28 protein-coding genes are annotated in these 26,667 nt (G+C 71.6%); 12 read left to right on the top strand and 16 right to left on the bottom strand.

Annotation, left to right across the window (positions count from 1 at the left end):
• Positions 1-34: 34 nt before the first annotated feature.
• Positions 35-2,239, bottom strand: coding sequence for a heavy metal translocating P-type ATPase (locus tag KIK05_RS16195; protein ID WP_214411530.1), 2,205 nt, complete (start codon positions 2,237-2,239; stop codon positions 35-37).
• A gap of 99 nt (positions 2,240-2,338) precedes the next feature.
• Entirely contained in the window at positions 2,339-3,238 is a 900-nt protein-coding gene (locus tag KIK05_RS16190; protein WP_214411529.1) for a DMT family transporter, read from the bottom strand.
• 264 nt (positions 3,239-3,502) lie between these two features.
• Between KIK05_RS16190 and KIK05_RS16185 the strand changes: the two genes are divergently transcribed.
• From KIK05_RS16185 to KIK05_RS16175, 3 genes are all read left to right on the top strand, one after another.
• The gene (locus KIK05_RS16185; RefSeq protein WP_214411528.1) at positions 3,503-4,162 is read left to right on the top strand and encodes a GntR family transcriptional regulator; all 660 of its coding nucleotides are present in this window, start codon (positions 3,503-3,505) and stop codon (positions 4,160-4,162) included.
• Between the two features lie 10 nt (positions 4,163-4,172).
• Complete coding sequence (locus KIK05_RS16180; protein WP_214411527.1) at positions 4,173-5,177, top strand: 1-aminocyclopropane-1-carboxylate deaminase; 1,005 nt, start codon at positions 4,173-4,175, stop codon at positions 5,175-5,177.
• A 304-nt stretch (positions 5,178-5,481) separates the two neighbouring features.
• Entirely contained in the window at positions 5,482-6,081 is a 600-nt protein-coding gene (locus KIK05_RS16175; protein WP_214411526.1) for a hypothetical protein, read from the top strand.
• 7 nt (positions 6,082-6,088) lie between these two features.
• On the opposite strand, the gene KIK05_RS16170 is transcribed toward KIK05_RS16175, so the two are convergent.
• The 6 genes from KIK05_RS16170 to KIK05_RS16145 all read right to left on the bottom strand — a co-directional run bounded on the left by KIK05_RS16170 (position 6,089) and on the right by KIK05_RS16145 (position 11,231).
• Positions 6,089-6,619 (bottom strand): hypothetical protein, encoded by a 531-nt coding sequence (locus tag KIK05_RS16170; protein WP_214411525.1) that lies wholly within the window; start codon positions 6,617-6,619, stop codon positions 6,089-6,091.
• Positions 6,620-6,641: 22 nt separating this feature from the next.
• Positions 6,642-7,208 carry a DUF5709 domain-containing protein gene (locus KIK05_RS48870; protein ID WP_214411524.1) on the bottom strand — a complete coding sequence of 189 codons (567 nt, stop codon included), beginning with the start codon at positions 7,206-7,208 and terminating at the stop codon, positions 6,642-6,644.
• Between the two features lie 207 nt (positions 7,209-7,415).
• The gene (locus KIK05_RS16160; RefSeq protein ID WP_214411523.1) at positions 7,416-8,207 is read right to left on the bottom strand and encodes a PRC-barrel domain-containing protein; all 792 of its coding nucleotides are present in this window, start codon (positions 8,205-8,207) and stop codon (positions 7,416-7,418) included.
• Positions 8,204-9,430: an NRAMP family divalent metal transporter gene (locus KIK05_RS16155; RefSeq protein WP_214411522.1), complete on the bottom strand. Its 1,227-nt coding sequence runs from the start codon at positions 9,428-9,430 to the stop codon at positions 8,204-8,206. Before KIK05_RS16155 ends, KIK05_RS16160 begins: the two co-directional genes overlap by 4 nt.
• Positions 9,427-9,870, bottom strand: a complete 444-nt coding sequence (locus tag KIK05_RS16150; RefSeq protein ID WP_214411521.1) for a hypothetical protein — start codon at positions 9,868-9,870, stop codon at positions 9,427-9,429. The genes KIK05_RS16155 and KIK05_RS16150 overlap by 4 nt, the downstream gene beginning before the upstream one ends.
• Positions 9,871-10,025: 155 nt before the next feature.
• Positions 10,026-11,231, bottom strand: coding sequence for a cysteine--tRNA ligase (locus KIK05_RS16145; RefSeq protein WP_214411520.1), 1,206 nt, complete (start codon positions 11,229-11,231; stop codon positions 10,026-10,028).
• 157 nt (positions 11,232-11,388) lie between these two features.
• On the opposite strand from KIK05_RS16145, the gene KIK05_RS16140 reads away from it, so the two are divergent.
• Together KIK05_RS16140 and KIK05_RS16135 are read left to right on the top strand one after the other, a co-directional pair.
• Complete coding sequence (locus tag KIK05_RS16140) at positions 11,389-11,892, top strand: hypothetical protein (protein WP_214411519.1); 504 nt, start codon at positions 11,389-11,391, stop codon at positions 11,890-11,892.
• Between the two features lie 90 nt (positions 11,893-11,982).
• A complete protein-coding gene (locus KIK05_RS16135) occupies positions 11,983-12,573 on the top strand; it encodes a hemerythrin domain-containing protein (RefSeq protein WP_214411518.1) in 591 nt (196 codons plus the stop codon).
• A 75-nt stretch (positions 12,574-12,648) separates the two neighbouring features.
• On the opposite strand, the gene KIK05_RS16130 is transcribed toward KIK05_RS16135, so the two are convergent.
• From KIK05_RS16130 to KIK05_RS16120, 3 genes are all read right to left on the bottom strand, one after another.
• The gene (locus KIK05_RS16130) at positions 12,649-13,869 is read right to left on the bottom strand and encodes a hypothetical protein (protein WP_214411517.1); all 1,221 of its coding nucleotides are present in this window, start codon (positions 13,867-13,869) and stop codon (positions 12,649-12,651) included.
• Between the two features lie 244 nt (positions 13,870-14,113).
• Complete coding sequence (locus KIK05_RS16125) at positions 14,114-14,473, bottom strand: hypothetical protein (protein ID WP_214411516.1); 360 nt, start codon at positions 14,471-14,473, stop codon at positions 14,114-14,116.
• Positions 14,474-14,578: 105 nt separating this feature from the next.
• Positions 14,579-14,728 (bottom strand): hypothetical protein, encoded by a 150-nt coding sequence (locus tag KIK05_RS16120; protein WP_214411515.1) that lies wholly within the window; start codon positions 14,726-14,728, stop codon positions 14,579-14,581.
• A gap of 25 nt (positions 14,729-14,753) precedes the next feature.
• Between KIK05_RS16120 and KIK05_RS16115 the strand changes: the two genes are divergently transcribed.
• The 4 genes from KIK05_RS16115 (at position 14,754) to KIK05_RS16100 (ending at position 18,213) form a co-directional block, all read left to right on the top strand.
• A complete protein-coding gene (locus tag KIK05_RS16115) occupies positions 14,754-15,284 on the top strand; it encodes a CGNR zinc finger domain-containing protein (protein ID WP_214411514.1) in 531 nt (176 codons plus the stop codon).
• A 39-nt stretch (positions 15,285-15,323) separates the two neighbouring features.
• Positions 15,324-15,554, top strand: coding sequence for a DUF2277 domain-containing protein (locus tag KIK05_RS16110; protein ID WP_214411513.1), 231 nt, complete (start codon positions 15,324-15,326; stop codon positions 15,552-15,554).
• A gap of 498 nt (positions 15,555-16,052) precedes the next feature.
• Positions 16,053-17,129, top strand: a complete 1,077-nt coding sequence (locus KIK05_RS16105) for a PP2C family protein-serine/threonine phosphatase (RefSeq protein WP_214411512.1) — start codon at positions 16,053-16,055, stop codon at positions 17,127-17,129.
• A 76-nt stretch (positions 17,130-17,205) separates the two neighbouring features.
• Complete coding sequence (locus KIK05_RS16100) at positions 17,206-18,213, top strand: NAD-dependent epimerase/dehydratase family protein (RefSeq protein WP_214411511.1); 1,008 nt, start codon at positions 17,206-17,208, stop codon at positions 18,211-18,213.
• A 17-nt stretch (positions 18,214-18,230) separates the two neighbouring features.
• On the opposite strand, the gene KIK05_RS16095 is transcribed toward KIK05_RS16100, so the two are convergent.
• On the bottom strand, positions 18,231-19,556 hold the full coding sequence (locus KIK05_RS16095) for a hypothetical protein (RefSeq protein WP_214411510.1): 1,326 nt from the start codon (positions 19,554-19,556) through the stop codon (positions 18,231-18,233).
• Positions 19,557-19,649: 93 nt separating this feature from the next.
• On the opposite strand from KIK05_RS16095, the gene KIK05_RS16090 reads away from it, so the two are divergent.
• From KIK05_RS16090 to KIK05_RS16080, 3 genes are read left to right on the top strand one after another with little or no spacing between them, the layout of a single operon-like run.
• Entirely contained in the window at positions 19,650-20,393 is a 744-nt protein-coding gene (locus KIK05_RS16090; RefSeq protein ID WP_214411509.1) for a glycosyltransferase family 2 protein, read from the top strand.
• Positions 20,390-21,130, top strand: coding sequence for a TIGR04282 family arsenosugar biosynthesis glycosyltransferase (locus KIK05_RS16085; RefSeq protein WP_214411508.1), 741 nt, complete (start codon positions 20,390-20,392; stop codon positions 21,128-21,130). The genes KIK05_RS16090 and KIK05_RS16085 overlap by 4 nt, the downstream gene beginning before the upstream one ends.
• Positions 21,127-21,738 carry a class I SAM-dependent methyltransferase gene (locus KIK05_RS16080; RefSeq protein ID WP_214411507.1) on the top strand — a complete coding sequence of 204 codons (612 nt, stop codon included), beginning with the start codon at positions 21,127-21,129 and terminating at the stop codon, positions 21,736-21,738. The genes KIK05_RS16085 and KIK05_RS16080 overlap by 4 nt, the downstream gene beginning before the upstream one ends.
• Before the next feature lie 26 nt (positions 21,739-21,764).
• Here the strand turns inward: KIK05_RS16080 and KIK05_RS16075 are convergent, their stop codons facing one another.
• From KIK05_RS16075 to KIK05_RS16060, 4 genes are all read right to left on the bottom strand, one after another.
• Positions 21,765-22,961, bottom strand: a complete 1,197-nt coding sequence (locus KIK05_RS16075; RefSeq protein ID WP_214411506.1) for a site-2 protease family protein — start codon at positions 22,959-22,961, stop codon at positions 21,765-21,767.
• Positions 22,958-23,863: a universal stress protein gene (locus tag KIK05_RS16070; RefSeq protein ID WP_214411505.1), complete on the bottom strand. Its 906-nt coding sequence runs from the start codon at positions 23,861-23,863 to the stop codon at positions 22,958-22,960. Before KIK05_RS16070 ends, KIK05_RS16075 begins: the two co-directional genes overlap by 4 nt.
• Before the next feature lie 78 nt (positions 23,864-23,941).
• A complete protein-coding gene (locus KIK05_RS16065; protein WP_214411504.1) occupies positions 23,942-24,547 on the bottom strand; it encodes an Rv1733c family protein in 606 nt (201 codons plus the stop codon).
• 404 nt (positions 24,548-24,951) lie between these two features.
• Positions 24,952-26,490 carry a phenylacetate--CoA ligase family protein gene (locus KIK05_RS16060; protein ID WP_250562862.1) on the bottom strand — a complete coding sequence of 513 codons (1,539 nt, stop codon included), beginning with the start codon at positions 26,488-26,490 and terminating at the stop codon, positions 24,952-24,954.
• Positions 26,491-26,667: the final 177 nt, after the last annotated feature.

Genomic DNA, 26,667 nt, shown 5'->3' with positions numbered 1-26,667 from the left:
GTTTTCCGCCCGAGACGGCTCTCCTGGCCGTCCGTCAGCGGAAGCGGCGGAGTCTGAGGCTGTTGCTGACGACGAAGACCGACGAGAACGCCATCGCGGCCCCAGCGATCATCGGGTTCAGCAACCCAGCGGCGGCCAGCGGCAAAGCGGCAACGTTGTAGGCGAACGCCCAGAACAGATTCCCCTTGATCGTGCCCAGCGTACGGCGCGACAACCGGATCGCATCCGCCGCCACCCGCAGATCACCACGCACAAGAGTCAGATCCGAGGCCTGGATGGCCGCATCGGTACCCGTCCCCATCGCCAGCCCCAGATCCGCCTGAGCGAGTGCGGCGGCGTCGTTCACCCCGTCCCCCACCATCGCGACCGCACGACCCTCACCCTGAAGCCTCTTGACCACCTCGACCTTGTCAGCGGGCAACACCTCGGCGATCACCTCATCGATGCCCACCTCACCGGCGACGGTCCTGGCCACCGCCTCGTTGTCCCCGGTCAGCAACACCGGAGTCAAACCCAGGGCGCGAAGCTGTGTGATGGCCTCCCTGCTGGTCGGCTTGACCACATCGGCCACCACCAGCACCGCACGGGCCTCGCCGTCCCAGCCCACCGCGACCGCCGTCCGGCCCGCCGCCTGCTCCTCCCGCACCGCCTCCTCCAGCTCCGGCGGAAGATGCTGGGACCACTCGGCCAGCAGCCGGGGCCGTCCGACCAGCACCGCGTGCCCGTCCACGATTCCCTGGACACCGAGACCTTCCACGTTGGTGAAGTCCTCCACGGTGGCGGCCGAAGCGGCGGCGCGGGCGATCGCTTGGGCGATGGGGTGTTCGGAGGCGTGTTCCAGGGCGCCGGCCAGACGCAGCACCTGGTCACGGTCCTCACCCTCGGCCACGTGCACGCCGACCAGCGTCATCCTGCCTTCGGTGACCGTACCGGTCTTGTCCAGGACCACCGTGTCGATCTTACGGGTCGACTCCAGCACCTCCGGCCCCTTGATCAAGATCCCCAGCTGGGCGCCCCGGCCCGTACCCACCAGCAACGCGGTCGGCGTCGCCAACCCCAGAGCACACGGGCACGCGATGATCAACACCGCCACAGCGGCCGTGAACGCCGCCGCCACCCCTTGCCCGGTACCGAGCCAGAACCCCAGCGTCCCGATGGCCAGGGCGATCACGATCGGGACGAAGATCCCCGAGATCCGGTCCGCCAGCCGCTGCACCTGCGCCTTACCGGACTGCGCCTCCTCCACCAGCCTCGCCATCTGCGCGAGCTGCGTGTCGGAGCCCACCCGGGTGGCACGGACGACCAGGCGACCCCCGGCGTTCACCGTCGCGCCGGTCACCCCGTCCCCCGGCCGCACCTCGACGGGCACCGACTCACCGGTCAGCATCGAGGCGTCGACCGCCGAGGCGCCCTCCTCGACCACACCGTCCGTGGCGACCTTCTCCCCTGGCCTCACCACGAACCGGTCCCCGACCCGGAGCCGATCAGTCGGGATCCGGACCTCACCGCCACCCCGCAGCACCGCCACGTCCTTGGCGCCCAGCTCCAGAAGCGCCCGCAACGCCGCCCCCGCCCGCCGCTTGGACCGCGCCTCGAAATACCGTCCCGCCAGGATGAACGCCGTCACCCCCGCGGCGGCCTCCAGATAGATGTCGCCCGATCCGTCCGTGCGCTCGATGGTGAACTCGAACGGGTGCGTCATGCCCGGCACTCCGGCGGTGCCGAAGAACAACGCCCACACCGACCAGCCCAACGCGGCGATCGTCCCCAGTGAGACCAAGGTGTCCATCGTCGCCGCGCCGTGCCGCAGGTTCGTCCAGGCGGCCCTGTGGAACGGCCAGCCCGCGTACACCACCACCGGAACGGCCAGCACCAGCGACCACCACTGCCAGCCGGTGAACTGCAACGCCGGGATCATCGCCATCGCCACCACGGGCACCGCCAGCACGATCGCGGTGATCAGCCGGATCCGCAGCGGGGCCAGGTCGTCCGGCTCCTCGGCCTCCTCCACCGGCGCCGGCAGGGCGGCGGTGTACCCGGCCTTCTCCACCTCGGCCACCAGAACCTGCGGATCGAGCCCCTCGGGAAAATCGACCTTGGCCTTCTCGGTCGCGTAGTTCACCGACGCGCGCACCCCGTCGAGCTTGTTCAGCTTGCGCTCGATCCGGTTGGCACACGAAGCGCAGGTCATACCGCCGATCGACAACTCGACCGACTGCTCATCGGTGATGGAGGACATCATCTCTCCTGTCTCGCGTCGCGGCGTACGCCGAGCCGTCCGCTCTTCAGGACAACCCCATACCCGCCTGGCGTATTGCCGACCGCCGCGTGACCCCGCTCACCTGCGGCGTCTGAGCCGGGAGATCGCGACGCCCGCCAGGCAGAGCAGGCCACCGACGAAGGCCAGCGGGCCCGGCACCTCGCCGAGCAGGGCCCACGCCATCAGCACGACCAGCGCCGGGACGACGTACGTCGTCGCGCCCATCGCCCCAGCGGTCGTGCGGGCCAGGGCGTAGGCCCATGTCGTGAACGCCAGGGCGGTCGGAAAGATGCCCAGGTAGACGACGTTCAGTGTGGCCGACAAGGGAGCCATGGCCGCCTGCGACACCAGCTGACCCGCGAACGGCAGGCAGGCGAGGGCGCCGACCATGCACCCGTAGGTCGTGACCTGCAGGGCTGAGGCGTGACGCAGGGCGGACTTCTGCCAGATGGCGGAGGCGGCCCACGAGGCCGCCGCGATCAGGCACAGTGCCACGCCGAGGACCGACGACCGTCCCCCGCCGGACATCGACACCCCGACCACCGCGGCCCCGGCGAACGACACCGCCATTCCGAGCAGGAGCCTGCGCGGGAAACCCTCCTTGAGCACCCAGCCCCCGAGCAGCGCCATCAGGATCGGGCCCACGTTGATGACCATGGCCGCCGTGCCGGCGTCGACCGCCTGCTCGCCCCAGTTGAGGGCCACCATGTAGACGCCGAACCAGAGCACTCCGGACACCGCGATACCCGGCCACGCGGCGCGCGGCGGCAGGCCCTCGCGCCGCAGGAGCAGGATGATCCCCAAGGTGAGCGAACCCGCCAGCAACCGGCCGAGCGCCAGCGGGCCCGGGGAGTAATGGTGTCCGGCGCTGCGGATGGCCACGAAGGCCGATGCCCACAGCACCACGGTGACCGCCGCGGCCATCAGGGCGGCGCGGCCGGGGCTCGTCCGTTTCGGGACCTCTGTTTCGACTGCCATGCGGCGAGCCTACGACCGGGACCGTTCGTCACCGATCGAAGCGTGACGCGAAGAAGGTGCGGGGAGGGCGGACGACGTCCGTAGAACAGCGGCTCGGCCGCGTCGAGGACTTTGGCTCTCACATCGTCCGCACCGGTCACGGGGCCTCGCCTCCACCAGGAGAGAGAACTTTCGTTCTCCACCGTACCAACCAGGCGCTCGTTGACAGGGCGCGGAATGCCGTGTGCAATATATCGCATGCCGGTCCCCGAGAGTCGTGGCCTCGTGAGCAGGACCCTCCTGCGCGAGGACGCCTACCGTGCCCTCCGCGACGCGATCGTGAAAGGCACCCTTCTCCCCGGCGAGCGCCTCAACGACGCCGACCTGGTCGAGTGGCTCGGCATCAGCCGCACCCCCATCCGGGAAGCGCTGGCCCGCCTCGAACAGGCCGGCCTCGTACGCACCAAGCCGGGCCGCTACACGATCGTGAGCCCGCTCGACGTCCGCGCCGTCCGCGACGCCCAGTCGGTGACCGCCGCCATGCACGAGCTGGCGGTGCGCCAGGCCGTCCCCAACCTCTCCACCGCCGAGCTGGAGGCGATGCGGGAGGCCAACGAGAGGTTCGCCGCGGCCCTGCGCCACGACGACGCCGACGCGGCCCTCGCGGCCGACGACGACTTCCACGAGGTCACCGTGACGGCGAGCGCGAACCAGGCGGTTCGTGCCGTGCTCGACCAGTTCACCCCCGTGCTGCGCCGCGTCGAACGGCTGCGCTTCTCCTCGCTCAGCGGGCGCGCGTCCGTCGCCCAGCACCAGAAGATCATCGAGCTCTGCGCGGCCGGCGACGCCGAGGCGGCCGCGCAGGCCTCGCGCGCCAACTGGGAGACCCTCGCCCCGCTTCTCGACACCCTGCTCGCCGAACCACCCGATTCGACCACCTCCTGAGGAGCCGGGCATGCCCCTGGAAGACTTCGAGCGCTACCCCCTGCTGTTCGGCCCGAGCCCGGTCCACCCGCTCGACCGGCTCAGCCGGCACCTCGGCGGCGCGCGCATCTGGGCCAAGCGCGAAGACTGCAACAGCGGGCTGGCGTTCGGCGGCAACAAGACCCGCAAGCTGGAATACCTCGTCCCCGACGCCCTCCGGCAGGGCGCGGACACCCTCGTCACCATCGGCGGCGTGCAGTCGAACCACACGCGCCAGGTCGCGGCGGTGGCCGCCAGGCTCGGGCTCAAGGCCCGGCTCGTCCAGGAGAGCTGGGTCGACTGGCCCGACGCGGTCAACGACAAGGTGGGCAACATCCTGCTCTCCCGCGTCATGGGCGCCGAGGTCGAGCTGGTGCGGGCGGGGTTCGGCATCGGCTTCAAGGACAGCTGGAACCGCGCCCTCGAAGAGGTCCGCGAGGCCGGCGGCACGCCGTACGCCATCCCCGCCGGCGCCTCGGACCACCCCCTGGGCGGCCTGGGGTTCGCCGGCTGGGCGCGGGAGGTGGCGGAGCAGGAGCGCGAACTCGGCGTCTTCTTCGACACCGTGGTCGTCTGCTCGGTCACGGGCAGCACCCAGGCAGGCATGATCGCGGGCTTCGCCGGGCAGGACCGCCCGCGCCGCGTTCTCGGCATCGACGCCTCCGCCACCCCGGTGGAGACGCGCGCCCAGGTCGAGAAGATCGCCCGCGCGACCGCCGAGCTGATCGGCCTCGGCCGCGACCTGCGTGACGACGAGATCACCGTGCTGTCCGGGTGGGCCGGGGAGCGCTACGGGATCCCCGTCGCCTCGACGCTGGACGCCATCCGCCTGACCGGCAGCCTCGAAGGCGTCATCCTGGACCCGGTGTACGAGGGCAAGTCGATGGCGGCGCTCATCGACCTGGTCCGCGACGGGGGGATCCCCAGGGACTCCAACGTCCTGTACGCCCACCTCGGCGGGCAGCCCGCGCTCAACGCCTACAGCGGCCTGTTCTGACCTGCTGCGGCACCGCGGCCGCCTGCCGTAATGCTCGCATTTGTCACAAGCCGGGCACGATCTCCCCCAGAGGGGGATGTATCACTACGATCAAGCTACGTGACCTCGAGGCACTCTCCAGCCGGCGTCCGTGTGGTCCGGAGCGCCGGCCGCACCTCGTCCCTGGTGGCCGCCGGCACGCCGCCGATCGCGCCCTGGTGCCCGACGGCGGCCAGGGATGGAGGAGATGACCGTGGTGCACCGATCTCCCACGGACGGCGCCGGACCACTGCCACGTCCGGTCGCGGACGACGAAACACGCCACATGCCGGAGATACCGTTCGGCCCGGCCGCGACGGACGACGCTCCGCCAGGCGGAGCGGAGGAGAACGGGGCCTCGCCCTCCGCCGGTGACGACGAGAGCCGGCGCCGCAGGCGCGCCCTGCTGCTCGCCGGTGTCCTTCCCGGCGCGCTGCTGCTGGCCGCGGTGGCGATCCTGGTGACCGGGCCGTTCAGCTCGCCCGGCATCTCGACCGGACCGGTCGGCGGCCGACTGCAGGCGGTGCCCACGCCCCCCGAGGAATCCCCGACGCCGGGCCCCTCACGATCAACACTGCGTCCCTCACCACCCGCGGCCACACCCGCGCCGTCGAAGGCGCGGCGGTGGCCGACTCCCTCCACCAAGCCGCCGAAACCCGTGACGTCCCATCGGGCGCCCGTGCCGACGGCCACACCCGACCCCGATCCGTGGCCGAGCCCGCAGCGCACCCGCACGGCCGTACCCACGCGGCGCCCGGATCCGCCCGCGTCGCGGACCCCGGCCCCGCCGGCCCCCGAGCCGACCACCGACCAGCCGCGCCCGCCCGGCAAGACCAAGCAGCCGCCGGGTCACCGGCCGGACAAGCCACACGGCCCGGCCGAGTAGCGCCCCTTCATCTGTACGGATAGCCCGTGGCCTCGCCCGGGAGGTAACCCCCGTCGTCGGCGTCGGTACGCCCGGAGCCGCCGTCGGGATCGTCCTCGTCGGAGGGCTCCCAGTCCAGGTCGGCCGTCACGTGCCCCATGTCGGCCGGGACCTCGCGGGGAGGCAGCGGCGCGTCGTCCTCCGGGCCGGTCTCGACCGGCCCCCGCGCCCGCCGTCCGGCGTCCGGATTGTCCAGTGGCCCGGCCATCTCCTCCGGCACCGGCCGCGGGCTCGGCCCGGCCGTCTCGGTGTGCGGGATCTCGTCGGTGCGGGCGCCGACCGCCTTCTCGTCCGACCCGGCGGTCTCCGGCCACTCGTCGTCACGCCCGGTGACGAACCCCATCGGCGTGGCCCAGCCGCTCTTGGGTTCGGCGTCGTCGTCGGGCCGGCCACCGGGCTTGGCATTGGACCCCCGGATCGACACCGGCCCCACGTCGCCGCCCATGTTGTGCAGTTCGGGGTCGAAAGTCGTGCCCTTCACATCGTCCTTCTCGTCCATCACGCACTCCTGTCGTCGCGGGTCATTCCGGCTCGACGCGCATGGCCGCCTCCTCCGCGGAGAAGCCGCCCATGTCGGGACCCACCTCCCTGGCGATCACGTCCGGCTCGGTGTCCTCCCTGGCGCCTTCGTCCGGCTCGACCAGCCGCCCCGCCGGGCGGGGCTCCTCCCACAGGTGCTCGGCCGATTCGCCCGGATGGGTGGCCCACTCCGGGACGGCGGCGCCGTCGTCGTCCGGCTGGTACCGGGTGTCGAGATCGGCGCCGACTCCGAGGCCGGTCTCCATCCCCGAGGCGGACTCGTCCTCCTCGCCGGTGGACGTCACGCCGGACTCGTCCGCCGTCCGGGTGACCTCGTCGTCCCCGAACACCGGCTGCTCCTCGGGCACCTCGCGCCTGACGCGGCTCTCCAGCGACTCGCCCTGGATCTCCTCGTCGATCGTGGTGCCGAAGTCGTCGACCGCCGTCGGGTGGTCGGCCGGCAGCGGCATTTCCTGCGGGTCCTCCGCCCACTGCTGCTGGGGGGTGCCGTCCTGCAGGTCGGGGATGCCCTCGTCTTCGAATCGCGAATACGGATCACGCTCGGTCACGGCCGCTCCCTTCTGTCGAGATCGGGGGTGCCGGACAGGGCCCGCCGCCGTGACGGGAAGGGAATGGGCTTCACGCCCGAGTGCGAGCGCGTCCGGCGACCCCCGTCGTGCCCTCATCGGGACCTACCCGCGCATATTGCCCGAAACCCCGACCGCCGCATGGCCGAAAAATGCCTGCTCAGGAGGCTCGCGGCGCGGCCGGCCCGGTCACCCCGGGTCGCGCTCGTAGAGCTCCTCCAGGCGCGCGAGCTCCGCCCGCGGCACCGCCAGCCGGACCTCCTCCGAGGCGGCCATCCTCTCCACCTGCGACCACCTCACGTAGCGGCTGCCGCGGTGCAGGCGGCGGATGACCGATTTGACCAGCCCGGGGGCCGCGCCTCCCGGGCCGCGCTCGTAGCCGAACAGACGCCCGGAGTGCCGGGGCCCCACGACCAACCCCGCCACCCTGAAGGCGTGCTGCACCTGCGCGAGCATGGGACCGTCCTGGGTGAGCTGGACGTCGACCACCTGGCCGACCTGCTCGCCCTCGCTGTCGATGACCGGCAGCCCGATCAGCTCGCTCATACGCGCCCGGCCGTTGTCCTGCCCGGCATGGGCCCGCCGCGCGGCGCGACGCCCGCCGGTGTCCCCGCTGCCGGGGATGGGCGCGATCACGTACTCCCTGACCCACTCCTCCAGCGCCGCGTCACCCACGTCCCCGCCGACCTCGACGGCGCTGCCGATCCCGGAGACCAGCTCCATCGGGATCCGCTGCGGCGCCGGGTCCTCCTCCGGCCGGAAGAGCTCGGTGACCGCGACGACCAGCCTTCCCAGCACCCCGCCGATCCTCGGGCCGAGGGCCAGCGGACCGGCCAGGATCGCCGTGACGTACGGACGGCCCTGCTCGTCGAGCGCGGTCTCCAGGTCGTCCACCTTGCACACCATGCGGCCGTCCTCCGCCCGGACGACCTGACGATCGAACAGGTGGAGCTGCGCATGGAGGGTTCTCGCGGCGCTCATTGGCCCGCCTTCGTCGCGATCATCAGGGGGATCGCCGCCACGGCCACCACGATCAGCAGCACCATGTAGGCCGAGCCCAGGAAGTTGGTGAACCTGCCGTTCACGTGGTCCCCCATGTAGTCGGGGTCGTTGGCGATCATGAGCACCGGCAGGTACGTCAGCGGGAGGGCCGCGGCGGAGAACACCAGTGAGTACTCCGTCACCATGATCGGGTCGATCGTCGTCAGGATGATCGCGGCGGCGACGATCGAGACGACCAGGACGACCACGTGGAACCTCGCCGCCCGCTCGGGCCGTACGTACTTGCCCCACTGCCAGCCGAAATACTGGCTCAGGGTGTAACCGGACGACAGCGCCGTCTCCAGCGTCGCGCCGAACGTCGCCGCGAACACACCGATGATGACGAGCACCAGCCCCACACGGCCGAGCCCGAGGCCCACCGGAAGGATCATCTGGTCCAGCGACTCGACCTCGGCGTGCACCGGCAGGAAGACCGTGGCCGCGCACCCGGCGATCATCAATGACAGGAACCCGCCGAGCGGGAAGCCGACGAACACGTTGGCCCGCTGCGTCACCATGTCCTTGCTGGTCCAGCGCTCCTCCACACCACCGGAGGAGAAGAAGAACACCTCGTACGGGGTCATCGCCCCGCCGAGCAGGGCGATGGCGTAGTACCAGTAGGTCGGCGTCCCCTCGTCGGGCGGCGGCTTGGGGACGAGCTGGTGGGCCAGCTCCCCCCAGTCGGGGCCGAGCTTCCAGAAGGCGACGGCGAAGACGACCAGGGCGAGCCCGGCGAGCCCGAACACCCGCTCCATCGTCTGGAACTTCACCCGCCACATCACCAGCCACGCCACGAACGCGACCGCGGGCACCCACAGCAGGTAGTTGACCCCGGTGGCCAGTTCGAGCGCGAGCGAGGCGCCCCCGATCTCGGCGGCCATGGTCAGCAGGTTGATGAGGAACGACGCGCCGAGGTTGACCAGCCCGGCGCGGGGACCGAGCCGCTCGCGTACCAGGTCGAAGACCGGGCGCCGCGAGACGGCCGCGATCCGTCCGGACATCTCGGCGTACAGGCAGATGCCGATCACGCCGACGACCACCACCCAGGCCAGCGACATCCCGAAGCGGGCGCCCACCAGGGCGTTCGCCACCAGGTCCCCGATGTCGACGAACCCGCCGAAGGCGGTCAGGATGCCCAGCGTCACGGCGAACAGTTTCTTCACCGGTGGGCCTCCTCGATCGCGCGCAGCTTCTCGGCCAGCTTGCCGAGCTTGGTCTCGGCCTGCGCCGGGTCGCGCAGGCCGTTCCTCCTGACCTGGATGAGAAGGTCCTGCACCTCGTCCTCGGCCTCCGTGGTGAGGTCGGTGACCTGCGTGCGGAGCCGGTCGGAGACGTCGGACGGGGGCTGCACCCCGCCGAACTGCTGGTTGACGTTCCCGATGTCCTCGACGGCCTGGGTCAGCAGGCTCTTCAGGTACGGGCTGGTCAGCTCGGCGTGGTCGCGGACGGCCAGCCGTACGATCTCCACGTTCGACGCCACCGCCTGCGCGCTCGCGCCGGCCTTCAGCCCGTAATCATGGTCGTCCCACGCCGGGCTGACGCAGCCGGACACGACGCAGGCGACCAGCACCACCGACGGGACGATCTTCACCAGGGGTCTCATGACCGTTTCCGCAGGAGGAAGTAACTCAGCAGCCCCACGAGCATGAGCAACTGTGCCCATGCCAGGAGCAACACCAATCCCTCATCTACCACGGAAGGCCTTTGCCCCACGAAACGGTCATCAGTCCTGCTGGTGGACCGGTTTGTTTCCGGCGATCAGTCGCGGACGCTCCAGCGCGGGCCGTCCGGGGTGTCCTCGAGGGCGACGCCCCCCTGCGTCAGCGCGTCGCGCACCGCGTCGGCGACGTCGTACGCACCGGCGGACCGCAGCCGGGCCCGCAGCGCCACCAGCGGGCCGACGAGAGGAGCGAAACGCTCCTCGGGGGTGCGCGGGTCGGCCATCCCGCCGAGACGGGTGACCAGGTGCCGCAGCACGGCCCGCGCCTGCTCGACACCGCCCTCGTCCTCCTCGGTGTCGGCCGCCCACCGGGTGATCTCGGCTTCCAGGTCGAGGACGGACCGGACAAGGGCCGCGGGGTCACCACCCGCCGTCTCGAAGCGCGCCTCGCACTCTTTGACCGCCTCCGCCAGCGTCACGCCGGGCGCCGCGTCCGGGGAACTCGCCGGGACGGCCGACGGTTCGGCACGCAGGCCCGAGACGCCCTTGGCGAGCTCGCGTAACTCCCCCAGGCTCACGACGGTCCCGGACGGCAGGACGGTCTGCGTTCCCCTGCGTCGTACCGTCACCCCGCCGCGCCCGCACGCCTGCGCGGTCCCGGCGTCGAGGTCGATCACGACGGCGGTGTGCTCGTCGATGCCGAGCACCGCGGCGTCGTCGGGCAACTCTCGCTCCATGGCCGACAGGCGCCGCTCGCCCAGGTAGCAGTAGCGGGTGTCGTGGGTGCCGCCCTCGGTGTTGTCGTAGTGGGGGATCACCGCGAGGGTGAGGCCGAGGGCGCCGAGGAGGTTGAGCCCTTCGCGCCAGTGCGGTTCCGCCCCCACCTTGTAGATCTCGTACACCGGCACCACGAGGGCGCCCGCCGTGCACGCCGCCGCCGAGGCCAGCACCGTGGCGCCCTGCCGCAGGTGGATCCTCGCCCGCAGCTCGGCCCCGGTGCCGCCGGTCGTCCAGCGGTCGAGGGCGTAGGTCGGGCTGCCCGGGCCGGAGAACACCCAGTCGGCCTCGGCCACCGGGCGGTCGTCCTGCGCCACCTCGACGGCGAGACCGACGCTTTCGGCGAAGTACCGCTTGGCCCGCGCCGATATGTCGGCGCGGTTCTCCTGGAAGGCGTAGGGCGTGTCGAGCAGAAGAGCGTCAGGGGCTCGGCCCAGCCGCCGGACGACCGAACGATGGACCTCCACCATCGTCGGGCTCGTCTCCCCCGATCCCATGAGCACCAGCACTCCCGGCCGATCCGGCATCGTCCCCGCCTCCTCACGTGACAGGAGTCATCGACGCACATGCGGGGAGTTAGGGCAATAGCAGAGTTGCCATGCACACGAGGCGCTCCTGCACACTGTTTGCAATAGCATGGTCACCAGGCAGGTCAACGGCCGACCGAACATGGGGTGGAAACGCATGTCGACAGATCAGATCGCGAGCTTCTCGCCCGTCTCGATCGAGATTCTGATCTTGCGCGCCGATTCCACCGGCACCTGGTCGTACCGCCGCCTGGTGACCTCCACCCGGCAGGGAGAGAGCCCCGACCAGGCGGCCCGGCGCGCGTCCGGCCTCGGCGAGGAGGCCGGCGACATCACCGTCCACTCGACCAGCTGGCGCTACCAGCCGGACGGCCAGGTCGTGCTCACCTACGCCGTCTGCCCCGACCCCGCCTCCCACCTGCCCGCCACCGAACTGCACGAACTGCGCGTGGCCAGGGGCGACGCCCCCGCCGCCCCCACCCCGGGCGACCTCACGGTGGCGAACGTCGCTGCCCACGCCATCCGTCACCTGGCCTTCCTCAAGATCACCGACCTCATGGTGCGCGAGACCCTGGAGCGCACGCCCGAGATCGCCGCGGCCCTCGACCAGATGTCCCCCGCGCTCGCCGGAGGGCTGACCACCCCCACCGTCGCCGCCTGACCGGCGTTCCGGCCTTACCCGTTCCAGGGCCCCCCTTCGGTTCCGCCTGATCGGCGCGCGGGCAGCGAGAACTTGAGGAAAGGGGAGGCCATGGCCGACAGCCACACGATGCCGGAACTACTGGACGAAAGCGATGTGATCGGGCTGCTCATCCGCCAGCACGCCATGATCAGGGATCTGTTCGACGAGGTCGAGCGGGCCGTGGGAGGAGCGCGGGCGGAGTCGTTCGAGCGGCTGGTCCGGTTGCTCGCCATCCATGAGACGGCGGAGGAGGAGATCGTCCACCCGTACGCACGGCGCGCGATCGACGGCGGGGACGCCGTGGTCGACGAGCGGCTGCGGGAGGAGAACGAGGCCAAGCAACTGCTCGAACTGATGGAGCAGCGCGGCACCGACGACCCGTCCTTCCCGACCCACCTGCAGAAGCTCCGCCTCGCCGTCGAGGAGCACGCGCGGGCCGAGGAGCGCTACGAGTTCTCCAAGCTGGTCAGGGAGACCAGCGACGCGGAGCGGCGCACCATGGCGATCGGGGTCAAGGCGGCCGAGGCGCTCGCCCCGACACACCCCCACCCCGGGGTCGAGTCGGCGACGAAGAACATCCTGGTGGGCACCCCCACCGCGATCATGGACCGGGTCCGCGACGTGATCCGGCAGACCGTGGCCAAGACGAAGAAGGACTGAGCGCGGCGCGAGGCCATAAGCACTGTGCGCGGCTCCCCGGACCCCGGGGTGCCGCGCACAGTCGTGCGGAGACCGCTATCGGCGCTTGTTCCCGGACTCGGGACGCCGCAGGCTGGGGACGGGGTGCGGGCCCTCCGTCTCCATGCGGTAGTCCTGGCCGAACTTGTGCGTGGTCTCCTCGATGATCTGGTCGCTCGGCGGCGTCTCGCCACCGTGGATGCGCTCCTGGAACCGCTGGAAGCGCTCGTGCGCCTCGCGCACGTACCCGGTGCCGAGGGTCGTGAGGTCGAGCTGGGTGGCGATGAGCTCGCGGAGGTACGCCTTGTTCGGCTCGAACGTCACCGGTGCCGGCATCTCGCGCGGCAGCATCTCGGCGGGGTCGCGGCCGTCGTGGCGCCGCATCAGGTCGCAGGCGATGCGCAGGTGCTCCAGCTCCATCGCCAGGTGCAGCTCCCAGATGGCCTTGAGCCGCTGGTCGGACTCGGTCTGCATGAACGAGTGGTACATGTAGCACTCGTTGTACTCGTGGTTGACGAGCTGCTCCCACCACGTCTCGCCCGGATCCATGAGGCTCTCGTAGTGGGTGACGTGCTCCTCTTCGATGAGCCCGATCTCCTGGTAGAGCTGGCGGGCGATCGGCTCCATGTACTGGGGGCCGACGTTGCAGTAGAAGTTCATGGTCTGCTGCTCGGCGGCCGTGATCGTCAGCGTGTGCAGCTTGGAGATGGGAGCGGCCTTCTCCTTGTCGTAGTGGTCGCGGACGTTGTCGATCGGATGCCGGTGGTGCAGGCGCGTGGGCCGTCCCGGCATGACCTCTGTGAGCGCGTCGACGATCTTCTCTGCCTTGCGGTGCTCGATGAGCTCGTACAGGTTGGCGTACCGGTAGAGGTGGTCGAAGTCCTCAAGGACGCCGAACTCCAGGGCCTGCTTGATGTAGGGGTCCGGCTCCATCCGTGCCAGCCACGCGGTGAGGTCGACCGCCACCTGCTCGTAGGCGATCGTGGTCTCCAGTACGGAGGCCAGGCCGGGAAGCAGCCAGTTGACGGCCTTCTGCTGCTGCTGCTCGATGTAGCGCACCTCCGCGAGCTGCCGGCGGGCCTCCAGGTCGGGGCAGTGGCGGCTGAACTGGTGGCTGAACCAGACCGCCTCCATCTCGATGCCGTTCATGGTGATGACGCGGCAGCGTGCGTAGGGATCGGAGTGGTCGGGGTCGAGTTGAGGGACGTTGAGTTCCCGCCAGTTGCGCAGTTGCTGGTCCAGCGGGATTCCCTGCTGCTCCAAAGGATTGAAAGCCACGGATATGACTCCTTTTATGGTGATTCGGCGGGCTCAGTGCATGTACCCGTTATTCGACCGTGACAACCGAATCCCATAAACACCTGGATTGCCGGAAATCAGGGAATCCGCTGAGGATTTTCGCCGTTCCGGGGTACCGGATCAGAGGAGATTATCCGGATATTTTGCCTTTTATGTAGTCGCCTGCTCGAATGGCGCGCGCCGACAGGAGGAAGCGCGGACGGCCGGTCAACTCTTGGCGCGGTCAGACCGCCTCGGCCGCCTGGCCGACCTCCTGCAGGACGCGCGAGGTGTGCTGCTCGGCCAGGAAGTGACCGGCCGCGATCACCAGAGCGAGCGGCCATTCGATGATCTCGAAGGCGGTCAGCACGCCGAGCGCCGCGTAGAACACCAGGCGCTGCGGAGGCGGCACGACCACCTCTCCGAGCAGCGGGACGTGTACCACCTGCTGATGGTGCCGCACGCGATGATGGTGCTCCTTCGGCGCCTCCGGCCGGGGAGTCTCCTTCTTCTCGCTCTTCTCGCCGGCCCTGCCCGCCGAGGCGCGGCGGCCTGTCGTGCCGGCCTTGGCGCGGGCCGGAGCGGCGGTGGTCTTCTGCGCCATGACAGCCTCCCTCGCTCGGGGAACGTATGGCCCATCCCCGGCCCGGCAGGGCCGGTAACGCCGCTTGGCGGGGATTTGCCCGCCGCTCTACGGGCCCGGGGCCCGTCACCGGCGGGCCGTACGCCACAGCACGGTGGCGTCGTGACCGGTGACGACGCGCCAGACGCCGCAGTGGCAGGACTGGTAGCGCACCAGTCCCTCACTGGTGTGGTGACGAGATCGGGTCTCCCAAACGTGTCCGTCGTGATCGCTCATGAGACCAGCGTGCTGTAATGGCATTGTGCATCTCAACCCTTACGGCCAGGACGCCGTGTGCCTGATGGCCGACCTCGCCAACTCCCCGCCCACGTCGCTCGACGACCTGGTGAAGCGGTGTCTCGACGCCGGTTTCGTCATGGACATGCCCGTCGTCGAGGAGGACCTGACCGTCACGCTGGACCTCGTCGACCGGTGGTGCGAGATCGTCGACACCTCCGACGAGAAGCGGCGGGCGGAGCTGGTCAACCGCCTGCTCGCGGAGACCGCCGCCCACCCCCGCCTGACCGACCACGGCGGGACCGGCTGGCACGTGCACTACCGCGACCAGGGCCTGCCGCTCGGCAAGGTGCTCCGCGCGCTGGGCGCCGTGGGCACGGCCCTGCACCTCGCCGGGCGGGGGATGTCGAGGCTCGGCCGCTGCGCCCGCGAGGGCTGTGGCCTGGTGTACGTCGACGTGTCGCGCGGCGGGCGGCAGCGTTACTGCTCACCCCGCTGCTCCAACCGCGACGCCGTACGACGGCACCGGGCCCGGCGGGCGCCGGGGGTGGCTTAGGGGAGCCCCTTCGCGGCCGGCATGACGTACCGTCCTGTCATGTGCAGGAGTATCAAGACGCTTCGTGAGCCCTATACCAGCGATGTCACCGGCGACGACGTACGGGCCGCCGCGCTGCAGTACGTCCGCAAGATCTCGGGTTTCCGGTCGCCCTCGGCGCGTAACGCGGAGGCGTTCGAAAGGGCCGTGGACGCCGTCGCCGCGGCCACGCAGGCCCTCCTCGACGAGTTGCACCTGAAGCCGGCCGCCCGGGAGAAGTCCCCCACCTGACCTGCGCGGAAGCCCGTCGTCCGGCCGCCGGAAGCCGTCGTGCGGGAGCCGCGGCCACCTCTCCCGACCGCCTGAGCCAGTGGTCCGGAGCCGGCCTGCCCGTTGCCACCAGGAATCGCACCGCCCACCTAATACGGAAATATCCTCTTTTCATGTTATGAGCGGCTTTCCTGGTGGTATGCCAAGGGGAAACTCGAAGACCTGTATCGAATCGGTCCCAGCCCGCTGATCCCAGAGTAAGGTTCGATTCATGAGGCCTTCAGAGACCTCCCGGAGCGAATCACGCTCGGGCAGGCTCGGTCCGGCTTTCAGACGCCGTTGAGCGTCCAGTTCGTTGTGCTGTGAGGTCGTCGACGTGCTTACTCGCGAAGGCGCGAAGTGGTCGCGCTTACCCCCTTTCCCGGTCACCGGTGATCCTTCCGGCAATCCGCCCGCCCGCCGGCGTTGTGTGCGGGGCGAGCACGACAGTGTCGCGACCGTCACGGCTGCGGAGCGCCTATGACAGCGGTCAATCGCCGGACGCAGCGCCTCATGGGGGCGCTGCCCCTCGCCTCGCTGGGCATCGTGACCGCCGTCGACCTCCTGACCGGCCCCGGTCTCGGCTACCTCTCCCTGCTGGCGGTCGGCCCCGCGTTCGCCAGCCTCGTCGGCGGCATCCGCCGCACCGTGCTCATCGGCGTCCTGGCGCTGGTCCTGTCGGTCGTCCTCGCCCTGTACGACGGCGTCCTCGGAGACCCGCAGAGCAACATGAGCCTGATCTCGATCCTCGGGGTCACGGCGGCGGCCATCCTGGCCACGGCCGGGCGGCAGCGCAGCGAGCGCGAGCTCGCGACGGTGCGGTCGGTCGCCGAGGTGGCGCAGCGGGTCCTGCTCAGGCCGGTCCCGCGACGGGCGGGCCACCTGCGCGCGGCCGTCTCCTACACCTCCGCCAACGCCGAGGCCCGCATCGGGGGCGACCTGTACGAAGTGGTCACCGGCCCGGCCTCGGTCCGCGCGATCGTCGGCGACGTGCAGGGCAAGGGTCTGGAGGCGGTCGAGACGGCGGCGCTCGTCCTCGGCGCCTTCCGCGAGGCCGCCCACGACGAGCCCGACCTCCGCGGCGTCAGCGGCCGGCTCGAGAAGGCCCTCAACCGGCGGCTGTCCGGCGAGGAGTTCGTGACGGCCATCCTGGTCGAGGCCGATCCCGGCGGGAAGCTCACGCTGCTCAACTACGGTCATCCGCCGCCGCTGATCCTGCACGCCAACGGCGCGATCACCCTTGCCGAGCCCGACGACACCGCCCCGCCCCTCGGCCTGGCGACGTTCGGGGTCGAGGGCCCGAGCCCCCACCAGGTGGCGTTCCGGCCCGGGGACCAGATCCTGCTGTACACCGACGGAGTGATCGAGGCACGCGACCGGGCGGGGCGTTTCTACCCCCTCGCCGAGCGGGCCTTCCTGCTGAAGGACGACGACCCGGAGGCTGCGCTCGAGGCGCTCAGGCGCGACCTGGTCCACCATGTCGACGCGCCGCTCCACGACGACGCCGCGATGCTCCTGCTCCGCAGCCGCGAGCCCTCGCCCACCTCCGCCGACTGACCGCAGGTTCTTACGTCCTGCGAACGTCTTGCCGCCGGCCGGACGAAGGCCGCCGTCCGCGCCTAGCCTCGGTGGCGTGAAGGCACTGGTCACCGGCGCGGCCGGGTTCATCGGGAGTCATGTCGTCACCGCCCTGGAGACCGCCGGGCACGACGTGATCAGGCTCGACCTGCGTGAGGTCTCCGGGGGCGTCACGGGGGACGTCCGCGACCCCGCCGTCCTCCGAAGGGTGCTCGGCGGCGTCGACGTGGTCGTGCATCAGGCGGCCAAGGTCGGCCTCGGAGTCGACGTCGCCGACCTGCCCGACTATGCCTCCATCAACGCCTACGGCACCGCGGTGCTGCTGGCCTGCATGGCGCAAGCGGGCGTGAACCGCCTGGTGCTCGCCTCCTCGATGGTGGTGTACGGCGAGGGCGCCTACGAGTGTGCCGGGCACGGCCGGGTGCGACCGGGTCCGCGCAGACCGGACGACCTGGTCGCGGGCCGGTTCGAGCCTCGCTGCCCGTCATGCGGAGCCGATGTCGCCTCTCGCGCCATCAGCGAGGACGCACCGCCGGACCCGCGCAACGCGTACGCCACCACCAAGCTCACGCAGGAACACCTGGCGGCCAACTGGGCGCGGGAGACCGGCGGCACGGCCGTGGCCCTCCGCTACCACAACGTCTACGGTCAGGGCATGCCGAGGGACACCCCCTACTCGGGGGTCGCGGCGATCTTCCGCTCGGCCCTGGAGGCCGGCCGGGCGCCCCGGGTCTTCGAGGACGGCCGGCAGCGGCGCGATTTCGTCCACGTGCGTGACGTGGCCGCCGCCAACGTCGCCGCCGTGCGGGCCGGTACGGTGGCGGGGACGCTGGCCGCGTACAACATCGCGAGCGGAGAGCCGCAGACGATCGGTGACATGGCACGGGCGCTGGCCGCCGAACGGAGCGGCCCGGAGCCGGTCGTCACCGGCGAGCACCGCCTCGGCGACGTGCGGCACATCGTCGCTTCGCCCGATCGGGCGGCCCAGGAGCTGGGATTCCGCGCGAGCGTGCGGTTCGCCGACGGGATGAGGGAGTTCGCCTGGGCGCCGCTCGGCCACTGACGCGGAAAGGACCGCGTTCACCAGGGTGAACCCACCAGCGCCTGGAGCAGCAGGCCGGTGACCGCCTGGGCGGCCAGCGGGCGCCGTCCGGGCACGGAGGCCGCGGCCAGACTCGTCCACACGGCGTAGGGAAGCCAGATGCGCTCCACCTCGCCGCGGGTCACCCCGCTCACGTCCAGTGCCACCAAGGCCACCAGCGCCGCCGCAACCAGGGCCCGTACCGGCCCCGGGCGTGAGCGTGCCAGGCCCACCGCCGTCGCCGGCCCCGTGACCAGGGCCAGCACCGCGAAGTCGGCGACCAGGAAGTACAGGTACGGCCGCGCCGCGCCCGGGTCGGCCGCCCACTCGGCATGCGTGGCCAGCACTCCCGCCGGCCACAGGAACCCGCCCACGGCGAAGGCCGCCGACACCGCCACCGCGCCGCCGAGCGCGGCCACCACCCTGCCCCTCGGCACGCGGGCGAGCACTCCGGCCACCAGCGGAACCAGCAGGTACGGCACCAGGCCATAGCTCAGGTACGGTACGGCCCCGAGCAGCACCCCGGCCACCGCTGCGCACAGGAGGCGAGCGGTGCCTCGCCGCGCGGCGAGCACCAGCAGGGCGACCCCCCAGGCGCCGGCCCCCGCGAAGAGCGCGTCCATGCTGGTCGCCATCCAGACCGAGGCGGGGGTGAGAGCCAGGTAGGGCAGGGCGCGGCGGGCGGCGTCCTCTCCCGCCAGGCTCCGCACGGTGAGCGCGATCGCCACCATCGCCGAGCACGCGACGGCGACCACCAGCACCGATGCCGGGAACGCCCCGGGAAGCCCGATCCTGGCGAGCGCCCACAGGATCAGCACGGGGAGCGGCGGGTGCCCTCGGACGTGCGTCGGGTAGCCGGAGAGGCGTTCGGTGAAGGACGCCAGCCAGCCCAGCGGATCGTCCCCGACGGCGGGGAGCACGGCCAGGTACTCGGTGGAATGGGTGAGCGGATCGGTCAGCCCGTCCCCGGACATCGCGAGCAGCACCGTCCACGCCAGCGCGGACGCGTAGGCGAGCAGCAGCGCCCGCCCGAAACCGCCGTGCCGTACGAGGGCGGGCAGCGCGGCGACGGCGACGGCTCCGAACGCGGCGGCGGGCACGAGCGTGACCGTGAGCACGCGGAACCGCGCGTGCAGCGGGGGCAGGTGGTCGATGGTCAGCACGCCCACCGCGTGGAGGACCCCGCCCGCGGCGAACGAGAAGGCGATCAGCCCACACCAGACCAGGAGCGCCCGCCGCTCCCGAAGCCGGCCGGCCACCGGACCGGGGGGCCTGGGGGCAGCCAGGTCCCGCCCCTCGGCGAGGCCCCTCCGGTTCCCGGTCATGGGACTCACCGTAGGCCCGCGCCGGGCACTCACCGTGAGTACGTCATCACCTCGTAAGGATTGAGCGGGCGATGCGGCCTTACCGTCACAGCCATGAAGATCGATGTGGTGCTCCCCTGCCTCGACGAAGAGGCGGCGCTGCCCTGGGTGCTCGAACGCATGCCCGACGGCTTTCGCCCCATCGTGGTCGACAACGGTTCCACCGACGGGTCGGCCGAGATCGCCGTCCGCCTGGGAGCGCTGGTCGTGACCGAGCCCCGGCGCGGCTTCGGCGCCGCCTGCCATGCCGGGTTGACGGCCGCGACCGCCGATTTCGTGTGCTTCATGGACTGTGACGCCTCCCTCGACCCCCGCCAGCTGCCGCGCATCGCCGGACCCGTGGTCGCCGGCGAGGCCGACCTGGTCCTCGGACGCCGTGTCCCCGGCGCCGGCGCGGCGTGGCCCACGCACGCCCGGCTGGGCAACGCCGTGCTGGCGGGGAGACTGCGGCGCAGGACGGGGGTCCCGCTCCATGACCTCGGACCGATGCGCGCGGCCCGGCGCGACCGCCTGATCGCGCTGGGCATGACCGACCGGCGTTTCGGCTACCCCTTGGAGATGGTGCTGCGCGCCTGCGCCGCCGGGTGGCGGCTGCGGGAGGTCGAGGTCGACTACCTGCCCCGCGCGGGCCGCTCGAAGGTGACCGGTACCGTGAGCGGCACGCTGCGCGCCGCCGCCGACATGCGCCGCGTGATGGCCGAGGTCGGCGCGGCGTCACGGCTCTCCGGGACGGTCACACCCGGGGACCTTGCCGGCGCGGCCATCGTGGAGCTCCGCCGCGGCCGCGGTGAGGCATGAGCGTGTCCGCGCCGGTACCCGGGAGGCGCGAGGGCCGGATCGTCGTGATGGCCAAGGAACCGGTGCCGGGCAGGGTCAAGACCCGTCTGACGCCGCCCTACACCCCCGAGGAGGCCGCCGGCCTGGCCGCGGCCGCGCTCGGCGACACGCTGCGGGCGGTGGCGGCCGTCCCCGCACGCCGGGTGCTGGCCCTGGAGGGGATCGCCGGCCCGTGGCTTCCGGCCGGCTTCACCGTCCTCCGGCAGCGCGGCCGGGGTCTGGACGAACGGCTCGCCGCGGCGTTCGAGGACGTCGGCCGGCCGCCGTCGTCATCCGGCGCCCCGAACCCGGGGCGTGAGGCGCTCCCCACGACGCGGCCGTCCTCAGCGGGCGGCAGCGCGGTCCCCGCGCCCGTCGTGCTGATCGGCATGGACACCCCGCAGGTCACCCCCGGTCTGCTGTCCACCGCCCTGGCGATGCTCCACACGCGCGACGCCGTGTTCGGTCCCGCCGCGGACGGCGGGTTCTGGCTGCTGGGGCTCCGCGTCCCCGGCCCCCGGCTCCTGCTCGGGGTTCCGATGTCGCTTCCCCACACGGGCGCCGCGCAGCTGGAAAGGCTCGCCGAGGCCGGGCTCGACATCGGCCTGATGCCGTGCCTGACCGACGTCGACACCGCCGCGGACGCCGCCGAGGTCGCGTCGCAGGCTCCGGACACCATGTTCGCCGCCACCCTCGCCGGCCTCGGAGCCCGCCTGTGATCGGGGAGCTGTACGCCGAGTCACTGGCCGGAGAGAGGGTGGAGGTGGAGTACGCCGACGGTACGCGACGGCCGCTGGAGGCCGCTCGCTGGATGCTGCCCGCCGAGGGAGACGAGGCGATGCTGTCCCGCTGCGTGCCGCCGGTGCTCGACGTCGGCTCGGGGCCCGGACGGTTGACCGTCGAGCTGGCCCGGCGGGGCGTCTGGGCGCTCGGCGTCGACATCACCCCGCACGCCGTACGCCTGACCCGTGACGCGGGCGGCCGCGCCATCTGCCGCGACGTATTCGGTCACCTGCCGGCGACCGGCCGATGGCGCACGGTGCTGCTCGCGGACGGCAACATCGGCATCGGCGGCGACCCGGACGCGCTGCTCCGCCGGGTACGCGAGCTGGTGCGACCCGGCGGGACGGTGATCGCCGAGGTCGCCCCACCGGGGACGACCAGCAGGGTCGACCGGGTGCGCCTTCGCCGAGGGGACGTGGCCGGAGGCTGGTTCGGCTGGGCGACGGTCTCCGCCGCCGACCTGCCCCATCTGGCACGCCGCGCGGGTTTCCCCGGAGCCCGGTGCCACCAGGACTCCGGCCGCTGGTTCGGCATTCTCAGCTGAAGGAGATCCGGTGCCGGGTCTGTGTGCTAGCCGATCCCGGTGCCGTCGGCCGTCTCGGTGTCGCGTCCGGGGGAGCCCGTCCGGGGCGCCGGCGCGGGCTGCTCGGCGGACGTCGCGCGCAGGACCGCCTGCCGCAGGGCCCGCGTGACGTCCGCCGTGGTGACCATGCCGACGACGTGCCCGTTCTCGGTCACCACCCCCATGAGCTCTCCCGCGGCGGGCCCGGCGAGGATGCGGGTGGCGTCGTCGTCGGGAGACAGCAGGTGGTCCGGCGGCACCGGACGCGCCAGCGTCGAGACCCGTCTGTCGCGACGCTGCTCGGGCGCGAGCGCGCTGAGCACGTCAAGGGACAGCACACCGGCCGGCTCGCCGGCGAAGTCCACGACGGGGAACACGGTCTGGTGGGAGCGCAAGGCCACGGTGGAGATGAAATCGTCGACGTCCTGCCAGGCGGGCGCGAGGTCGGGCGAAGCCGTCATGACGTCGCGCACGTGCCACCCCCTGAGCCCCTCCTGGGCCGCCTTGACCAGGCCCTCACTGCGGGCGGCACTGCTGAGGAACCAGCCGATCAGCATCATCCACAGGCCGCCCGTCCACGACATGAGGATCAGTTGCATGGCGCCCACCGCGATCAGCGCCATGCCGAGCCCCTGGCCGGCCCTGGCGACCGTCCGGTCGGCGCGCGTCCGGCTGCCGTGCTTGCTCCACAGGGCCGCGTGCAGCACCCGGCCGCCGTCCAGAGGCGTGCCGGGCAGCATGTTGAACACGGCGAGCACGCCGTTCATGACGGCGAGCCACCGCACGGCGGACACCACCAGAGCGGGACCGTTGACCAGCAGGACCACCAGATAGAAGACGCCGCACAGCACGAGGCTCGTCAGCGGGCCCGCCACGGCCACCTGGAACTCGGCCTTGGGCGACTTGGTGTCCTCGGCGAACTCGGTCACCCCGCCGAGCAGCCACAGCGTGATCGACTTGACCGGCACGCCGCGGCGGCGCGCGACGAGCGCGTGGGCCAGTTCGTGCGCCAGGAGGGAGGCGAGGAACAGGATCGCCGCCCCGGCCGAGACCAGCCAGTACCGCTCCTGAGCCTGCCCGGGGACGGCCTGCGGCAGTACCGCCGTCGCCAGCGCGCCCCCGATCAGGACGGCGATCACCACCGTCGACCAGTGGGCCCCGACGGCGATGCCCGCGACATGGCCGAGACGAAGGTTCTGCCTCATGTTCCGACGCCCCTGCCGCGTTCCGGCTCCGGTTCCGGCTCGGGCTCCGCCGACCGCACGACGGCGACCGGGCAGCACGAGTGGTGGAGCGCCCCGTGGCTCACCGAGCCGAGCACGGCCGAGCCGACGGCGCCCCGGCCGCGCGAGCCGACCACGAGCAGGTCCGCCCGCGCCGACGCCTCCGACAGCGCCTCGACCGGGTGGGCGCGCACCGTGATCTCGCGCACCTCCACCTGGGGGTACTTGTCCCGCCACGGACGCAGTTGCTCCTGCGCGCCGCGCCTGCCGAAGTCGTACAGCCTCTCCAGGTCGGGCGTGTAGCTGGCGAACATCGGCAGGAAGACCGACACCTGCCAGGCGTAGACGGCCGTCAGCCGGGCCCCCCGCAGGTTGGCCTCCTCGAAGGCGTACCGCAGCGCGGCCTCCGACCCGGGCGACCCGTCGTGCCCGACGGCGATCTCCCCGTGCACCGCGTCCTGCTCGTGCGCCACCACGACCACCGGGCATCGCGCGTGCCCGGCGACCCCCATCGAGACCGACCCCAGCACCAGGCCCATGAAGCCGCCGAGGCCCCGGCTGCCCATCACGAGCTCGTCGGCGCCGTCGGTCTCCTTCAACAGCTCCTTGCGGATGCTCCCGATCAACGTCTCGGTCTCGACGTCCAGGTTCGGCACCCGCTCGCGGGCCGTCGCCGCCGCCTCGTCGAGCAGGGACCTGGCGTGGTCGCACAGCGAGTCGTGGAAGCCGGGAGGCGTGGCGAGCGGCTGGTCGAACGTCCACGGCTCGATCACGTGGACGATGCGCAGTCCCCGGTCGCGCCGCGCCGCGTCGTCCGCGGCCCAGCGTACGGCGGTGAGCGCGCGGGGCGAACCGTCGGTGCCTGCGACGACGCGTCCGTTCATGGTCCTCGCCTCCTTGTAACGCGGAGGGCCCCGGTCACCGAGCGCTGGGTGTCCTCCCTTCTCCGCGGCCAGGTGTCCTCACGGCTGCCTCGGGCGGCGCCACCGGTCGTGGGCGGAGTTCCACGCCTTGTCCCACTCGGCGTACCGGCGGCGGTCCAGCATCCAGCGGACCAGGGCGAGGTTCAGGAACAGCAGGCCACCGGCTCCGGCCATGACGCCGAACCCGGCGACCGACGCGTCGGCGACCGTCTGGGCGTGCGTCCGGGGAGGCGCGGTCGGGCGGCCCTTGGCGTCGATCCACATCTCCAGCGCCGAACCCGCCTTGGCGTGCGCGGGGACGGAGACCACGTCGACGTGCTGCCGGCCGTCCGGGGTGTACCAGCGGGCCTTGGCCTTGATACCGATGACCGCGCCCTGGGTCGAGATCGCGTCCGTACTGGCGGCGTCCTCGAGCAGGACGGCGGTGACCGGCTGACGCAGGCCGGGCTCCACCCTCTCGGCGCTGAGGCCGCGCCGGTAGACGGCGCCACCGGCGAGGACGGCCGGCCACAGGGCGGCGACCAACGCCAGCAGGGTCAGGAGTACGGCGACGGCTTCGATCCGGTCAGAGCGCCGGCGCAGTGGGTTCCGGTCGAACCGGTACCGGCGAACACACCTCATCGTCCACCTGGCCAAGGATCGCATGGTGCACCTCCCTGTCAGGGATCTCCATCCAGCGTCGAGCACGGCGAACCGACCCGACAGGGTCTTACGCCGTCCCGCGACGGGACGTTCGGCCCTGTCGGCCGCCGTCGCTTTCGCAGGCTTGGTGTCCGCTAAGGACTAACGTACGACTGTGGCACGGCGAGCGGTATCCCGCCCCTTCACCGGCACCGGAGATATCGCACGGCGGTATTTCCGGTAAGAAGCACGCCACGAACGAGCTCGCCATGCATGCGCTCCGTCAAGAAACCCTGAAATAGACAAGAGATGGCATTTGGCCACTTATGAGACGGTCGTGCCCGACAGGGCCCTCTCGAAACCGAACCATTCGTCCACATTCCCGGCACCGGGATGCCCCTTGACGCGCTGGGCCGCTGGGCCGCGGGTCAGGAGGGACGGGTGTAGCGGTGCTTGGCGCCCGGAGGGAAGTAGTCGGGGTCGCCTGTACGGCGGAGCTCGATGCGCGGGGTCTGGTAGGCCGCGGGGACGTAGTGGGCGAACTCGCTGTTCAGGCGGATCAGCTCCGTCCTGATCGCCTCGGCGATGACGGGGACGAGCAGCGGGTCGGGGGTACGGCCGGCGGCGAGTTCCACGACGATCGACAGGTGCCGGTCGCGGTCCTCGTCCTCCTCGACCCGCAGGACGAACTTCCCCGTGACGTGATCGCTGATATCCGGCCGCTCGAGTCCGACCGTGACGTTCTCCGGGTAGACGTTGGCGCCGAAGAACGACACGGTGAACAGGGAACGCCCGAAAACGTACGCGAAGGGCAGCACCGGAGCGCCCCGCCGCCCCTCCCCCTCCAGGCCGGCGTCCTTCCCGGCTGCGCCGGCCGGCGGGTCGAGGTCCCGCAGAGGGTCGAAGTCGTGCTTGCGGCAGAAGGCCAGCATGCGGTCGTAGGAGATGATCCCGCCCTCGTCGGCGATGTGATAGCGGATCAGCGGCACGCCGTTGTCGCCGGTGAACAGCAGGGTGCCCTCGTGGGTCTCGAAGTACCGGCTCATCGGGTCGTACTGCACCAGCGTCGGCAGCCGCGAGTCGCCGAACAGCTCCCGCGCCGCCTCGGGGTCGGCGGCGAGGAACCGGCGTATCCGCACGCTCAACGGCGTCTCGTTGCCCAGCACGCCGGCGTCGGCCGTGCCGTACAGCGACGCCGAGTCGTGGCACGGGCGCGTCATCCCGGCGCGCCGCCCCACCAGGTCACGCCACTGCTCGCTGAACACCTCGCCCGCCAGCACGAGCCGGATGCCGTACCGCGACCAGTCGACGCCCCTGTCGAGCCCCGCGTCGATCACGTTCTTGACGAACGGCGGGTAGCCCAGCAGCACCACCTGGTCGAAGTACGGCCCGAGCTCTCCCACGACCCGCAGGATCTCGCCGATGTCGTTCCCGGGAGTCGCCACCGTGATCGGGTACCCCTTGGCGGCCAGATGCCGGCAGCACGCGGTGGTGTACATGCCGCCGACCCAGCTGCCGAGCGCGAAGCAGATCACCGCCAGGGTGCTGCGCTCGTCGGCGCGGAAGCCGTCCCGGAAGACCTGCTCGAACCGGGTGGCGACCAGCCGCTCGTCGAGCAGGGAGCGGGGCCAGACGGTCGGCGTTCCGGAGGAGCCCGACGACACCGCGACCATGTCGCACCCGTCCAGACGCCCGCCCCGGCACAGCCGGGGCAGCGGGTGACGCCGGTGGTAGGTCTCCTTGGTCAGCAGGGGCAGGCGTGCGAAATCATCCACCGTGCGGATCCGCGCGGGATCGACACCGTGCTCGCGCAGGAAGTCACCGTACGCCGGGACGGAGCTGGCCACGTCGTGGAACAGGGCCAGCGCCGCTTCGGCGCCCTCCTGCCCGGACGCCTCGGCCACCGGTGTGCCCTGGTAGAACTCCCGCAGCCCCGCGAGCACGCGCCCGGGCCGATCCTTGTCCATCACAACAGGCTCCATGGGGTTCAGGCAGTGGGGTCGCTCCTCAATCTTGTTCCCCTCGCTACCGGCGGACCACCTCGCCGCCCGAAGCGGCTCGGACGTACCCGTGGCGGTCCACGCCGGGGACGGCACCGAGCGAGCGGAGCGGCCTGAGCGGGCCAAAATCCCCATAAGCCGGAC

The organism is Sphaerisporangium fuscum (genome assembly GCF_018531465.1).
Classification (GTDB): domain Bacteria; phylum Actinomycetota; class Actinomycetes; order Streptosporangiales; family Streptosporangiaceae; genus Sphaerisporangium; species Sphaerisporangium fuscum.
Note: the sequence above shows the minus strand (reverse complement) of the source record. Positions and strands in the feature narration are given on the sequence as shown.